Origin of the sequence: Yersinia sp. 2466 StPb PI, assembly GCF_041538325.1 — a bacterium.
Lineage (GTDB): Bacteria > Pseudomonadota > Gammaproteobacteria > Enterobacterales > Enterobacteriaceae > Yersinia > Yersinia enterocolitica_E.
This window is the reverse complement of sequence record NZ_JAULSL010000001.1, coordinates 2,525,213-2,539,844: the sequence shown is the minus strand read 5'-3', so window position 1 is coordinate 2,539,844 and position 14,632 is coordinate 2,525,213. Positions and strand designations below refer to the sequence as shown.

The window sequence follows — 14,632 nt, the reverse complement described above, 5'->3', positions numbered from 1 at the left end:
AGTATGGTGGTATCCGTTATTCCCCCGATTCAACGGGGAATAACGGATATATTACTGATGGTTTACGGCCTGAATTGCGGATTAATCAGCAAGAATATTGCCGCTAATTGTTCACGATTCTGCAAGTTTATTTCGCTGCTGGCAGAATAACCCTGGTTGTGAATAATCATTTCACCTAAGCCAACCAGCCAATCATAAATATAAAATGCAGTATTATTGGTTGGGGTCAATGCCAATTTGGTCAATCGCTGTGATGCCCCCAACGGCGATACTGATTTAGGTGGTTGGGCAAAAATCTTATTTCCCCGATTAATACGGCTATCAGGGCGCTGGTTTTCCTCTATTTGTAAGAAACCAAGCCAGGCAACAAAATCGCCCAATACCGTCAACGCACGCGATACCTGACGATCGGCTTTGGTTTCACGGTGCAGACCAACTTGCTCACTGTCTGCCAGTATCGTGATTAACTGCCCGGCGATATCCAGTCGGATACTGGCGGTAATCAGTTCTGCAACCAGCAATTCAATGGTGGGTTTGGCAATACCGAGCAGTTCAATCAATGGGCCGTTATCGGGCAGTTGTCGCAGGTGATTTATCCAATAACGCTGCACACTTGCGGCATAGGCTGTTTCATAATCATGGCTTATCGCAGGTGTTACCGTGGTTTGAAATGCCGCGGATTCGGGCTGATCACTGAATAAGTCGATATCGATACCGATACTAAAAGGTTCGCTATGGGTCGCTGGGGTGATCAATTCAGCCGCACGGTTTTGCTGTTGTAGATATAAATCGCGTAACTCATCACGAGAGGGCAGCAGTCGCTCTAATAACTCGCCGTGTAAGCCGGTTCGCGTTTGTAAGGCTTTGAGTAAGGTTTCAGCAATACGTTGTTTCTGTTGCAATTCGCTGTTTGCTGGCTGATACCAGCCTGCAAGCAGATTATCGGTCAATTCTCGTTGTAACTCATGAAGTTGTTCGGTTATCCGTTCTGTTTTGATATCACGACGGATCTCTTGGGTCAGATAAGTGACCATTCGTTCAACACCACGAGTGTCCAATGCCAGCATGGAGCCCCAGCTATCACCAGGATTACCCACATGACGTTGTACCGCTTCGTCATAATTTTTCGCACCAGCCAACTGTGGGTCCGCGGTAACCCGTTGATCAAAAGGTGTTAATGCCCAGATTAACCCAGGATTGCGACGGGAATGCACCTGCACGTTTTCCCCCTGTGTTTGCTTAACCCAATAATCCAGTGCCTTACTGACAGTTTTGACTTCTGAGCGTTTACCCGCCGCATTACAGACTAATAGCAGGTTTATCTGCTGTTTATCCGTGTAGCGGTCAAGCAAATAGGCATTTTTAGCTTGAGATAGCAAAACGGCCTGCGGATAAGGAGGATGTTCAAGGTATTCTGGTGTATCGAATGGCTCAGTAAAATCAGGGAAATCTAGCAAGTCAATGGATTCAAATACATTTTTACGGGTAGATGTGGTCAGCGGGATATGTAACTCGGCAGCTAAAAAAGTTAGCTCAGCAAGTGACAACGTCACTAAATCAGTCGCATTGTCATCAACTAAGGGTATAACTTGAATGTGGCTATCCGCGGGTGTGTTCAGAGAATAGAGTGTCGCAACATTCATAACGCCATTGGCGGGCAGTAGGGTATCGTCCACTAATACGCTTAGTGGTGACAGTACTTGAGTCGCGCCGCCCAGATGTTGCAAAGTATAGGCAAAATGGCGGTAAGCATCGGTCAATGGCTGTAATTCTGTCCACAGTAATGAGAACAAAAGGGCACGATCATCAATGCTCAGATAAGGAGCCAGTTCAATGGCCACCGGCCAGAAATGAGTTTCCAGTTTTCTCTGGCGCGGGGCGTCATGACGAACCAGATAATCCCACAGCCCAATGACATCATCACTGCTGATACCTGCGTTGGCGATCGGTTGTCTGCGCATAACGAGCTGTTGCAGATGGTCAGTAATATGCTGTTCATCCAGCGAATGCTCTCGTCCATCCTGATGACGGGGGCCTTGAGGGTTATCCAGTAGAAAAGCACCCACAACTATTTTAGCAATATCCACTTCACTGAGAAGAGAAAGCCGTACCGGATGGCTTTCGGAATGACTAACGGCTTGCTGGCTAAAACGTGTTGCCAGCCCGCTGGCCTGATAGCCCGGTTTTATTTGTTGCCAAAAGTCGAGAGTTTTCCCGCCAAGGGTGGTTTCCAAGCGGCCATTTTCATCCGCCGCCAGCGCTGAAATAAGGTGCTGTTTCCCGGCAGATGACTGACCAAAAAAGCCAATGCTCATGCCGGTTAAGGATGTTTCCGTTAGTTGACGTGCTTTATTGCGATGGCGACGCAGTTTGATGGTGAGAAGATCGGCTTCAATATCCAATCGAATGGCGTGTTGGCGCACATTGTTAATCCAATTAATTGTTTGATCAATACCTTGTGTGACTTGCTCAAGCTGGTTATTGAGCTGTTGGGTGATTAATGATTTCATTTTCTAAATACACTCCCACTATCAATCCAATAATGGGTTGATCCTGAACCGTTGCTGGCTAATGTGTTGAGCTTGAGGCGCAGGTGGTGGGATGGCACACGGCTCCCATCTTGCAATACGGCATCCGCTATCTCAAAGCGCTCCTGACCATCGTCATTCTGCTTGTCGCCCTTTGCTAATCTCAGTCTGACATGCAATACGCTGTCACCCGCAACTTTGCGCGCCAGTTCCTGATCAACAATGGATAAGGTATAAAGCGGCGAGGCAGGCCAACGGTCATTATCGAGCTGGCGAAAGCCAAGACACAACGACCCTCTAACCTGAAAATGAGCGTCGGATGGCAAGGCAAAATTGCTGCTATCCAGATCGATATCGCGATAGTAGACATTCTCTTCTGTCAGTGCGTCGCTGCTGTCTAACATCCCGAGGTAGCGTATGGTCGAATAAGGTTGGAAATCACCGGCTTTAAAGTAAAAACCGGCCAGCCGTAAGTCCAGTGCCAGTAAACATAGCATTGCCCCTACTGCGGCAGTTGATTTTGGGTTATCAATGCGACCATGCTTGTTAAACGGATACCAATCGCTGGTGTGATATCCATCAAGCGAGAGAATACGATTGTTGGGCAGAGGTTGCAGATGGCGAAATAGTGCCTGAATGCCGGGGAAGCGTGAAGGGCGGCCAGTCAATAACAGCACATCACAAGAATAGAGTGATACCACTTCAGACAGTGAACGCAGGTTTTGCGTAATACTCATTCGGTTAGATAAAAACTCACCGTGCAACTTGCTTAGCTTTAATACTAACGGAACCTGCAAAATATCAAACCCGCCAGCATCTGTTGCTAGTTCACGCTGAACTTCGCTGTTAATGTAATCAAGGACTTTCTGCGTCGGTAATTGGGGCAATAGCTCGCCAAAATTAGCGTCTATTTCTGCACTGGCATCCAGGGGATCAAAGTTCTCGTAGGCTTCCAGAATAGCCCGGCCTGCGGGCATAAATATCTGCAATGTGGCTTGCTGACGCAGGGCTGATTGCCCATCCATGCGGCCATCATTGCCGAATAATTTATCCAGCAAGGCATCAGTATTGGTGACGCCAGCTTTCTTAAGGCGAGCTTGGAGGGCAGGTAGAAGATAGAGCTGAATAACATCCAGCAAAATATCATCACCGGCCACTTTAAACCCTTCACGGAATAACAGGCGCGGGCTGATTTTGACATTATTGCCAATACCATCATCCAGCCAATATTGCGTAATTGCCAGGTCGGTGGTGCCACCGCCAATATCGATAGAGGCGATACGTAAGGTTTTCCCGGCAACATCCCCAGCTTCCGGCTGTTTATCGGGTCGTGCCATACTGGCAAAAAAGGCTGCGGTACGGCCACCGAAATTAACTTGAGTTTCGTTATACAGATAAACCATCTGACCGCAGGTCGCTTCATCCCATTCCATCTGTACATCTGGTACTGGAACCTGGCTTTTGGCGCGGCCTTGGGTGGATGCAAAGTTATCATCTGCCGGATGCCAACCCATAGATTTCCAAACTAAGGCAATGGCTTCATTCATCCGGCGGCGGAATATCTCGCGCTCCGGTTTTGGCATGGCGGACGGCAGCGTTAAGATAATGGCGCGTAATTGCCGTGGCGCATTGGCATGGGTCATTTTCAAACGTTGTGCCGCGCTGTTGATTTGCATCAGCGCTTGCGCCAATAGTTCCGACAACATAAATGTCATCAATGAACTACGGCTATAATGTGGTGAAAATACCGGGAGCCGTTCATCTACTGGCATCGTATAGAGCGGTTGGCCGTCATCATTGACCAGATTGGTCAGCGGCAACGCCGTCGCCAGCGGTTCATGTATTAGCGTGGTTTGGGTCTCGTTGAAGCGCCAGCCCGCAGTATAGGTCTCTTCATCCCACAGATAGCGGCGGGGGCTGGAAATGCCGGTAGACCCTTCGGTGCCTAAACGGTGCTGTGCCATACGGCTGGCTTCACGACCAACACGGGTAATCGCAGGCCAGATAAAGGCATCGTCACGGCCACTTTCCACCGAAAAATTCTGTTTGCCGAACTTCGCTTGCGCAAATTCAATCCGGCTTTCAAACAGTTCGTTATACAGATAGTGTGGCTCGCTTAAATCACGAATTTGTAATTCGTAAGTCTGTTTCAGGCCATTACTTTCATCGGCATGGTCTTCCACCAAAATGCCGCAGGTATGCGAGTTGCCGACATCGAGGATCAAATCAACATTAACGGTAGGTTCTTGTAGGGTGCTGGTATTGATTTTTATTTCTGGCACACCAATTTGGCTGCCAAGTAACTCCAGCAAATTAAGATAGTGCGCCTGATATTCGAATTCGCGCAGCGACACACTGATATGCCTTTCGGTGCGTTCTTCCTGCTCTGATGCCTGTTGAACAAAAACTTCCCGCAACCAACCGTCAACCCAGGTTAAATCAAGGAATTCTGCCAATTCTTCATTGTGGTAGGCCAGGGCGAAACTTAATCCGGTTTTGACATCATTTTCATTAGGTGCCAAATACTCATTAGCATCACCTTCAGGATAGACTTTGGTATCAAATGCCATGGTGACACGTAAAGTATTGCCATCTTGATCTGGCGAATCTAGCACTAAAATCTGTACTCTGGCCCAGTTATCAGGCCCATTAACGAAGGTGCGCGGCGGATTAAAACGCAAGAAGGGCAGCGGCAACCAAATATTGTTCAGCAGTTTTAGCGATTGTTCCAATGGAATACTAAATTCAGGTTTAACAATCTCTGGGGCTGAGCCGGGTACCATTAGCGAATATTTACCGTTATGTGGATGGTAATTCAGGCGTAATAGTGGGCCATTAGCGCTTTTGCGGACGAATTTATTTGGCAGCTCAGTATCTAATTGGGGCTTTAAAGCGAAGTCCAGAAACTGAATGCCGCTGTCCTGAATAAGCGTAATTTTCTGTTTTAAATCCGTGATCGTTGCCAGCATAATATTATTTAGTCTCACGCTTCATCGTCATTGGAAGGGTCGTATTGGCATCGTAACGGCCTTTGCAATCTGCAATCCCGCTCACGCCTTGTTTGCAGACGATCTCAGGCATTTGATATTTTGAACCATCACTGCACTGCGCCCTATAGCGGCTATTGATTACCAAATTGCCTGACTTCATTACACCAGCAGTGATATTTGCGCGGCAAGTCACGTTATCCCCGTGGGTGATTTTCACCGTACCTTTACCGTTTTTAATTTGATACTTCAGGCTGGGTGCTTTACCGGTTTGGGTGGTTTTAATATCCGGGCTGACACGCCAGTTTCCATTAAGGAATGTAGTCGATCCCACTTTGACGGCATCTGAAGGGAGTATCAGCGCACTTTTGCTCTCAACGGTGGTCGGCAATGCGACGGCGGTTGGTTCCGCGATAGCTGATGCAGGCACGACGGTGGCATTATTCAACGGCAGTTGTGATGCAATTGTGGGCTGGATAATTTGAGCAACAGGTGCAGTGGTTACCGGTGCAAGGTCTTTAACTGACAGGGTTCTATCTTCAGTGGCTGATTTATCTTCGAGGGCAGTGGGCTTAACATCCGGGGCGGCAGCGGCATTTTCCGGCATTCCACCACTGAATTGCACTATCAAGGCGATGATTAGCGCCAACACCGGTAACATCCAGCTAAATCGTAGCCAACGTGTTGGTTTTTTTACTGCTTTTGATAGCGGGGTGACCTCTGCGACAGGCTCCGGCAGGGGGGGCAGCAACGTAGTTTCGGCCTGAGGTGCTAACTCAATGACAGCAGCGGCAGGCGGCGTGGGCATTGGGGCCGTAATGGTAGCGATAATAGGTTCAATCGACTCGTAAACTTCGGTGGTCTGGCGCAGACAATCGAGTGGGTCAGTGCGTGTTTTTTTATCCGGGCTGACAAATCCCCAAAAGGTCAGTACTGGCTTGCCTGCCACTAAATAAACGTGATTTTGATCGGGGAATTGCATTGTTTTGGCCAACAGTACGCCAAATAGCTGCTGTGCGGCGTTATCTGATTTTTGCGCCCGCTGACACAAGTCATTGGCACTTGCCAGACAGGCTGACAACTGCTTAACCGCTGCCTTGCGCTCAACACTGCTGGCTGCCAGCCATGAGGTCACTTTGCCTTCAATGGGGGCATACCAATCTATGCGGTCGCCGCGTTCATTAAGTTGAGGTATGGCCAGACAGTCAGCAATATGTTGCTGTTTTTTAAGGCGTAATGCCTCTCTTATCTGCCGTGCAGAGGCATAAACCGGTTGCCCGTTTTCGCCTAACGCCAGAATGTCGTCCAAACTACCACTGCGTAAAAATGATTTTGCCACGCAAAAGAGACCTTTATAGTGTTGCCCAAGGCAGAAAATAATGTGTTATCTGCGACAACCTATACTTTAGTGTTGGTGAAGGGGAATCAAACGACGGAATAAGTGGCAAAATGTCCTCTTGTTTTCAATGAATGGAGGTTTTTGGTGTAACGCGTGTTTGGATATTTGACCTGTAACGGCAAAATGTTCATTACAGGGCACATTACGTCGATGGACAGTAAAACCGTGTTTTTTACTATGTTTCTGCGTCGGTTAATTGAGTAAGCTAAGCACCGCCTTTACGCGTATTGAAAGGAGATATCTTGAATCAATCACAAAATACCATTCACCTATCAGCCAGCGAAGCGATTGATAGGCTTGAGACGCTATACGAGTCAGCACTTGCGGCATTGCGTGATGCCATTAGCGCTTTTATTCGCGATGGCGCTCTGCCGGATGTTGGTGAAAGGGCTAAGGGCTTGTTTTCATATCCGCAGCTCAGCGTCAGTTGGGACGGAAGATTCCGCGACCACCAGCGTACCCGTGCTTATGGGCGTTTCTCCCGGACCGGGCAATACAGTACTACTGTTACTCGGCCGACATTGTTTCGGGACTATCTGGCAGAGCAACTCACCTTGCTTGAAAGTGAGTACGGCGCGGTGTTTGAAGTGACACCGTCACAACAGGAAATGCCATATCCTTTTGTGATCGACGGTTCTGACCTCATTCTCGACCGGTCGATGACGGCGGGCCTTGCTCAGCACTTCCCAACCACGGATTTGGCAAAAATCGGTGATGGCATTACGGACGGTATTGATACTGCCACCGCTGATTTTCCCTTATCGCATTTCGATGCCTTGCGGACTGATTTTTCACTGGCGCGGCTAAAACATTACACCGGCACCCCCGCAGAACATATTCAGCCTTATATCCTTTTCACTAACTACAGCCGCTATGTTGATGAGTTTGTCAGTTGGGCTTGTGAGCAGATTCTCGACCCCGCCAGCCCTTATAAAGCCTTATCCTGTGCCGGTGGCAGCTACATAACGGCTGAAAATGCTGATCCTGAAAAGACCACCTCTGATCTGGCATGGAAAAAACATCAGATGCCGGCCTATCACTTAATTGCAGAAGGGGGTCATGGCATTACTTTGGTGAATATTGGCGTCGGCCCATCCAATGCCAAAACTATTTGTGATCATCTGGCGGTACTGCGGCCTCATGCATGGTTGATGATTGGGCACTGTGGTGGATTGCGTGAAAGTCAGGCCATCGGCGATTATGTGCTGGCTCATGCCTATCTGCGTGATGATCATGTGTTGGATGCGGTGTTGCCGCCAGATATCCCGATCCCAAGTATTGCTGAGGTACAGCGGGCATTGTACGACGCCACCAAAGCGGTGAGTGGCATGCCAGGCGTTGAAGTCAAACAGCGGTTGCGCACCGGGACGGTAGTCACTTCTGATGACCGTAACTGGGAGTTGCGTTTTTCTGCGTCAGCACTGCGTTTTAGCTTAAGCCGCGCAGTTGCCGTCGATATGGAAAGTGCCACCATTGCAGCTCAAGGTTATCGCTTCCGAGTGCCTTATGGCACATTGCTCTGTGTTTCAGATAAACCGTTACATGGCGAAATCAAGTTGCCGGGGCAAGCTAACCATTTCTATGAAGGTGCTATTTCTGAGCATTTGCAGATTGGTATTCGGGCAATAGATTTATTGCGCGCGGAGGGTGATCAACTGCATTCACGCAAACTGCGCACCTTTAACGAACCGCCGTTCCGCTAATCTCATCACGCCATAAACCGGCAAAGTATCAATCGATGTTTTGCCGGTTATGCTCGATGACCATCTTAATAAAATTGTCCCGCACCAAATCAGGAATAGTATTATTCCAAGCGATACCCACTTGCCAACTGAGGGTGTCTCCGCTGAGCGCAATAATATTCATCGTCGGGGGCGCGATATGCACCACACTCTGCGGCAGTAATGCCACGCCGAGACCGGCAATCACCAGTGCGAGTATGGTTTGAATATCCTCAACTTCTTGCATCGCTGGCACGTAGAGTTGATTTGACTGTAAGAACAGGTCAATTTGTGCATTTAGCCCGCGCCCACGCTCGGTATATAAACGCAGTAACGGCAGATGTTTTAACCATTCGTCGAGTGTTAGTGCCTTATCTTGCGGGGTTACCAGCACCAGGCGATCGTCAAATAAGGGATGATAATGTAACGGCGCCTTGGGCGGCACTCGAACAAATCCTATTTGCAGTTCACCGTGAGTTAATAATGCATATTGCTGTGCCGAGGGGATATCCTCCAACGTAATGGCAATGCCAGGGAACTGCTCTCTGAATTTGGCGATACAGTGCGGAGCAGTATAGAAAGTCGACAATCCAAAACCTATCGATATAAACCCTTCAATGCCCTTGGCCACTCTGGCGGCATGTTGTAGAAAAAAATTAGACTGATTAATCACTTTCTCCGCCTCTGCCAGCAACTGTTGGCCGCCAGGGGTCAGTAGCGCACCATGACGCCCGCGTGAGAACAGATGAAGATTTAGCATCGATTCCAATAAGTTAATCTGCTTAGACAGGGCCGGTTGCGTGATACAAAGCGCCTGTGCAGCTTCATTGTAATTGCTTTTCTGTGCCAGCATAACAAAGGCTTTTAGCAACTTAATATTCACTGTTTCATTCCAATTGGTAATCGATAAAGGAAAATAATTCATTATAAAGTTATCAATACGGCTGCTGTAATGCCAATGATAAAAATCAGCGGTAGATGCCCTAGGAGGATAATGTGACTGAATTACCATTGATAACAGCAGCAACAGTGCAGTTCCAGCATCAGGCCAATAACAAACAATATAATCTGTTGGTTATTGAGAAGTTTATCGAGCAGGCAGCCCTGCAAAACATCAAAATATTAGCCTTTCCAGAGATGTGTATCACTGGATACTGGCATGTCCCTAAGTTGACTGCGGTGCAAGTCAATGCACTGGCGGAATCGATAGGAAACAGTCCATCAATCGCCTTGGTTCTTGCGTTAGCAGTTAAATATCAAATGCTTATTGGTGTGGGTCTGATTGAGCGGGCAGATGACGGGCGACTCTATAACGCCTATGTTGCTTGCATGCCTGATGGCACCTGGCACACTCATCGCAAATTGCATGCTTTTGAGCATCCAACCATTAGCAGCGGCGATTCTTACACCGTGTTTGACACCCCTTGGGGGGTCAAAGTGGGCATACTTATCTGCTGGGATAACAATTTGGTGGAGAATGTTCGCGCTACCACCTTACTGGGCGCGGATATATTATTGGCACCACACCAAACCGGTGGAACTCACTCCCGTAGCCCTTATGGCATGAAGCCCATTCCACTCGAACTGTGGCAACAACGTGTTGAACGAAAAGAAGAAATAACCGCGGCAATTCGTGGCATCAATGGCCGGGAATGGCTGATGCGCTGGTTACCAGCCCGGGCACATGATAATGGTTTATTTATTCTGTTCAGTAATGGTATTGGGGCCGATGATGATGAAGTGCGCACCGGTAATGCGATGATACTGGACCCGTATGGTCGCATCATCAATGAAACCTGGGAGGCCGCCGACATGATGGTGTGCGCTGAGCTGGATCTCTCCTTGATCCCACTCAGTACTGGACGGCGCTGGATCTATGGTCGTCGCCCTGAGTTATATACCATTTTGACTGAGCGGCAAGGTTATGAACGGGATGCTATTTCAGCACGTTTTTCCGAGGATGCTCCAGTCCTGAAAAACAGATAGCTGACAGCCAATTTTACAGTCAATACTGGTAAGGCAGGGACTGAAAACACCTGCCTGTATTACCGGCGAATGCCGGTGCCAATGCTGATACTCGATACTCCGCCCGAACCCCCACTCACGCCGACATGACCGGTATTTGCACAGGCAATCAGCAATAGTGTAATCATCACCATGATTAACTTTTTCATTCGGTTTCCTTAGGTTCGCTAGCACGCTACGCGCGCAGAGACAGGAAGGGTAGCTTGCCTGTCTCGGATACTGCCCGATAAGTTATATCAAATAGTATATAGCTAAAGCGGGTTGTCTATGGTTTTCATCTGACAACTGAATAGGTCGCAGAGAGAGTCATATACAGCGTAAATGTATGGCAGTGATAGCTGATTCAACCTGATTGGTAACAGTATCTGTTTAATAATCAGATCAACACTTTTGCAACACTCAATCAAGAGACTCGCCTATGCACTTTACTCAAGCCATTGCCAGACTGCCGGCGGCTACCTGTGGTAGCGGCCAGACCACGTCCCAATTGGGCGCCCCAGATATTGCTGTGACGGGTCACCAATTTTTGGCCTACGTTGATACCTTGCTCCGTCTTGGCCTGAAAGTGACTATTTTACCGGCAGCACCGGCATTCCCTGATGCGCACTTTGTTGAGGATACTGCCGTCGTCATGCCGGAACTGGCGGTGATAACCCACCCTGGGGCACCCAGCCGCCAAGGCGAAGTGGCGACTATCGAGCCGCTATTTACCGACCGCCCGGTCTTTCGAATGAGCGAGCAAGGCCATCTTGATGGGGGTGATGTGCTGTTGGTGGATAAACAATTTTTTATCGGCCTGACTTCACGCACTGATGAAGTCGGGATCAGCGAGTTTACCGCCGCGGTCGCGCGCTATGGCTATCGGGTAACGCCAATAGCAGTGAGTGCGGGGTTACACCTGAAGTCGATTGTTAACTATGTTGGGCGTAACACCTTGTTGCTGACCGAGGATTATCAGCACCATCCTGCGTTTTCTCGGTTTAATACCATTGTTATTCCTGAAGATGAGTCTTACGCCGGTAATACTTTGTGGATCAATGATACGTTGATTACACCGCAAGGGTATCCTTACACGTTGGCGCAAATTGAAAAGCTGGGTATGCCAATTATTCAACTTGATACCAGTGAATTTAAAAAAATGGATGGCGGCTTGACCTGCCTCTCGCTTCGTTTCTAATCTTTGCGGTTTCTATTACTTGCCAACATTGGGATCTTAACCATGAAAAAGACATTAGCTGCAATATTGACCGGCCTGATACTTTCCGCGCCCGTGGCGGCTCAGACCATTGACACTATTAGCTTTGGTGTAGACGGGGGTTATCCACCTTTTGATGTTCTTTCTCCCAGTGGCGAGATCACCGGCTTTGATATCGATATCGCGAATGCCTTGTGTGAAAACCTGCATGCGAAGTGTGTATTCGTTAAACAACCGTTTGAAAGCATGATCGCGGCACTTAATGCCCGTAAGTTCGATGCAATTATTGCGTCGCTGACCATTACTGAAGAGCGCAAAAAAGAAGTGGATTTCACGGATCGATACTATCGCAGTGCCGCACAATTGGTGGCGCGCAAAGGCAGCCCGCTGTTACCGGACACCGCCAGCTTGAAAGGCAAAACCGTGGGTGTGCAAACCGGCTCAATCCATGAGACCTATGCGAAAAAACACTGGGGTGGACAAGGGGTGAAAATCGTCTCTTATGCTAATCAGGACAATGTCTATCTGGATCTGCTGTCTGGGCGCATCAACGCCTCGCTACAAGATAACATTCAGGCTGCCAGTAGCTTTATTGATACCCCGCGTGGGCAGAAATTTGCTTTTGCCGGGCCAGTTATCCAAGACGAAACTATCTCATCTGATGTGGGTATCGCCGTCGGTAAAGATAATCCAGCGTTACGCGATGCATTGAATGGAGCAATTAAGGCGATCCGTGCTGACGGTACTTATGACGCCATTCAGAAAAAATATTTCAGTTTCGATATTTACGGCAACTGAGTGCTTCACCATTTTTTGTGATGTAAACCCGCCGGGCCGATGACTAACGCGCCCGGCACCGGTTTTTCAGCGACAGGGGGCCAATAATGGTAGCCGAATATTTGCCTTTACTGGCACAGGGGGCGGGGTTGTCACTGTGTGTGATGCTGCTGTCACTCGCGGTGGCACTGGTACTTGGGTTGATCAATGCGGTTATCAAACTGTTTGGTCCGCGCTGGTTGCGCTGGATATCAACCGGATACACCACGCTGGTGCGAGGTATTCCTGAACTGGTGATTATGTTGCTGCTATTTTTCGGTGGCGAAATGCTGGTGAATGGGTTCCTCAGTTTATTGGGCGTGGGGCCGGTTCGCTTCAACACTTTTATCTCTGGCGTGTTGGCCATTGGTATTGTATTCGGCGCTTACTACACTGAAACCTTCCGGGGCGCATTTCAAACCGTTGATCGTGGTCAGTTGGAGGCCGCAATAGCTTACGGTATGAGTCCTGCTCAGGTATTCCGGCGCATTATGTTGCCACAGATGCTCAGTTTTGCCATTCCGGGGATCAATAACAACTGGCTTGGTTTAATGAAAGCGTCGGCGTTGATATCCATTCTGGGGTTGGAAGATATGGTGTGGCTGGCTGAACAGGCAGGGCGGGCGACACAAAAACCGTTCTTGTTTTACTTTCTGGTGGCGATGATTTACATGGTCATCACCGCGCTTTCTAGTTGGGGATTCAGTCTGCTTTCACGGCGCTATGCGCTGTCAACCTCTAGTGCAGCGAGGCAAGGATGAATCTGCAAACCATGCTGGAGGCTGCACCGACATTTTTGTATAGCGACGGGTCGGATGTTACCGGGTTGGCCATGACCGCTAAGCTGTTTTTACTGTCCGTGGTGCCGGGTTTATTGTTGGCACTACTGATGGCAGTTGGGCAAGCTTTTGGCCCACGGCCGCTCTCTTGGTTCATCCGCAGCGTAACTTATTTTTTCCGTAGCACGCCGCTCTATCTGCAATTAATGCTGATCTACTACGGTTTGTCACAGTTTGACATCGTGCAGTTGGGTTGGCAGGACGACCAACCGTTCTGGCTGCTGTTCCGTGATGCCACTTTCTGTGCCACGCTCGCGCTGGTGCTGAATACCAGTGCTTATGTGGCAGAATTATTGGCGGGAATGATGGTGACGTTTCCACGTCAGGAGTGGGTGGCTGGCGAAGCTTTTGGCATGAGCCAGTGGCAGATTATTCGCCGGTTGGTACTGCCCGCAACATTGCGGCGCGGTATCCCAGCGCTGAATAACGAGATGGTATTCCTGCTACACGCCACCTCACTTGCCAGTACCGTAACGCTATTGGATATTACCGGCGTGGCGCGCTCGTTCTATGCGGCAACCTATTCCCCGTTCATCCCGTTCCTGATGGCGGCGGCGCTCTATCTGTTATGCACTTTTATGCTGATTTACCTATTTTCACGTGCAGAACGGCGCTGGCTGGCTTTTGCCCGTCACGATTAAGTATTCCGTGCGGGCACTGCGGATTTAAGTGCGTTTGATGGTTTGTAATTCCGTCAGGGTGACAATTTTATCGACCCGGAATTTTTTACTGGTCAGCCAACTATCAGCCAGTAACCGGTAGTGTTCCATGTTACGACAGCCAATGCGCACCAGGAAGTCGAAGCTGCCACCGACCAACCAACAGTCCAGCACCTCCGGCGTTTTGCATACTTCCTGTTCGAATGCCGCCTGCGAGTGCCCATGGTCGGCCAGTGCAATTTGTGCTTGTATAACAAAAGCATGCGCAGGTTCCGGCAACTCAATAATCGCGCTGTAACCGCGGATAATACCGGCACGCTCCAGTAGCCGTACGCGCTCCAGACAAGGGCGAGCGGTAAGGTTTACCTGTTCAGAGAGCTTTTGATAAGAGATGCGACCATCCTGGCTCAGTATTTCAAGGATTTTTTTGTCAATTCGGTCAAGCCGGGCTTTCTTTTCCACA

General features: G+C 49.0%; 12 protein-coding genes. 6 read left to right on the top strand and 6 right to left on the bottom strand.

Annotated elements, in window-relative coordinates; translation table 11 throughout:
* Positions 1 to 62 precede the first annotated feature (62 nt).
* From Q2T72_RS11460 to Q2T72_RS11450, 3 genes are read right to left on the bottom strand one after another with little or no spacing between them, the layout of a single operon-like run.
* Positions 63 to 2,510, bottom strand: a complete 2,448-nt coding sequence (locus Q2T72_RS11460; protein ID WP_372569200.1) for a putative virulence factor — start codon at positions 2,508 to 2,510, stop codon at positions 63 to 65.
* A complete protein-coding gene (locus Q2T72_RS11455; RefSeq protein ID WP_372569883.1) occupies positions 2,507 to 5,497 on the bottom strand; it encodes a virulence factor SrfB in 2,991 nt (996 codons plus the stop codon). Before Q2T72_RS11455 ends, Q2T72_RS11460 begins: the two co-directional genes overlap by 4 nt.
* Positions 5,498 to 5,501: 4 nt before the next feature.
* Positions 5,502 to 6,854 carry an SrfA family protein gene (locus Q2T72_RS11450; protein ID WP_372569199.1) on the bottom strand — a complete coding sequence of 451 codons (1,353 nt, stop codon included), beginning with the start codon at positions 6,852 to 6,854 and terminating at the stop codon, positions 5,502 to 5,504.
* A gap of 302 nt (positions 6,855 to 7,156) precedes the next feature.
* Between Q2T72_RS11450 and Q2T72_RS11445 the strand changes: the two genes are divergently transcribed.
* Positions 7,157 to 8,617, top strand: a complete 1,461-nt coding sequence (locus tag Q2T72_RS11445) for an AMP nucleosidase (RefSeq protein WP_372569198.1) — start codon at positions 7,157 to 7,159, stop codon at positions 8,615 to 8,617.
* A 28-nt stretch (positions 8,618 to 8,645) separates the two neighbouring features.
* Here the strand turns inward: Q2T72_RS11445 and Q2T72_RS11440 are convergent, their stop codons facing one another.
* Positions 8,646 to 9,518: a LysR family transcriptional regulator gene (locus Q2T72_RS11440; protein ID WP_083163631.1), complete on the bottom strand. Its 873-nt coding sequence runs from the start codon at positions 9,516 to 9,518 to the stop codon at positions 8,646 to 8,648.
* A gap of 113 nt (positions 9,519 to 9,631) precedes the next feature.
* On the opposite strand from Q2T72_RS11440, the gene Q2T72_RS11435 reads away from it, so the two are divergent.
* Complete coding sequence (locus tag Q2T72_RS11435) at positions 9,632 to 10,621, top strand: nitrilase family protein (RefSeq protein ID WP_372569197.1); 990 nt, start codon at positions 9,632 to 9,634, stop codon at positions 10,619 to 10,621.
* 59 nt (positions 10,622 to 10,680) lie between these two features.
* On the opposite strand, the gene Q2T72_RS11430 is transcribed toward Q2T72_RS11435, so the two are convergent.
* The gene (locus Q2T72_RS11430) at positions 10,681 to 10,809 is read right to left on the bottom strand and encodes a hypothetical protein (protein WP_265331623.1); all 129 of its coding nucleotides are present in this window, start codon (positions 10,807 to 10,809) and stop codon (positions 10,681 to 10,683) included.
* 269 nt (positions 10,810 to 11,078) lie between these two features.
* Here Q2T72_RS11430 and Q2T72_RS11425 point away from each other — a divergent pair, with 269 nt between their 5' ends.
* The 4 genes from Q2T72_RS11425 (at position 11,079) to Q2T72_RS11410 (ending at position 14,151) form a co-directional block, all read left to right on the top strand.
* Positions 11,079 to 11,837, top strand: a complete 759-nt coding sequence (locus Q2T72_RS11425; protein ID WP_372569196.1) for a dimethylarginine dimethylaminohydrolase family protein — start codon at positions 11,079 to 11,081, stop codon at positions 11,835 to 11,837.
* 42 nt (positions 11,838 to 11,879) lie between these two features.
* On the top strand, positions 11,880 to 12,653 hold the full coding sequence (locus Q2T72_RS11420; protein ID WP_083158824.1) for an ABC transporter substrate-binding protein: 774 nt from the start codon (positions 11,880 to 11,882) through the stop codon (positions 12,651 to 12,653).
* A gap of 86 nt (positions 12,654 to 12,739) precedes the next feature.
* A complete protein-coding gene (locus Q2T72_RS11415) occupies positions 12,740 to 13,432 on the top strand; it encodes an ABC transporter permease (RefSeq protein WP_005184240.1) in 693 nt (230 codons plus the stop codon).
* The gene (locus tag Q2T72_RS11410; protein WP_083158825.1) at positions 13,429 to 14,151 is read left to right on the top strand and encodes an ABC transporter permease; all 723 of its coding nucleotides are present in this window, start codon (positions 13,429 to 13,431) and stop codon (positions 14,149 to 14,151) included. Before Q2T72_RS11415 ends, Q2T72_RS11410 begins: the two co-directional genes overlap by 4 nt.
* Positions 14,152 to 14,175: 24 nt before the next feature.
* On the opposite strand, the gene Q2T72_RS11405 is transcribed toward Q2T72_RS11410, so the two are convergent.
* The gene (locus Q2T72_RS11405) at positions 14,176 to 14,631 is read right to left on the bottom strand and encodes an Lrp/AsnC family transcriptional regulator (protein ID WP_005184236.1); all 456 of its coding nucleotides are present in this window, start codon (positions 14,629 to 14,631) and stop codon (positions 14,176 to 14,178) included.
* Between the last annotated feature and the right edge of the window lies 1 nt (position 14,632).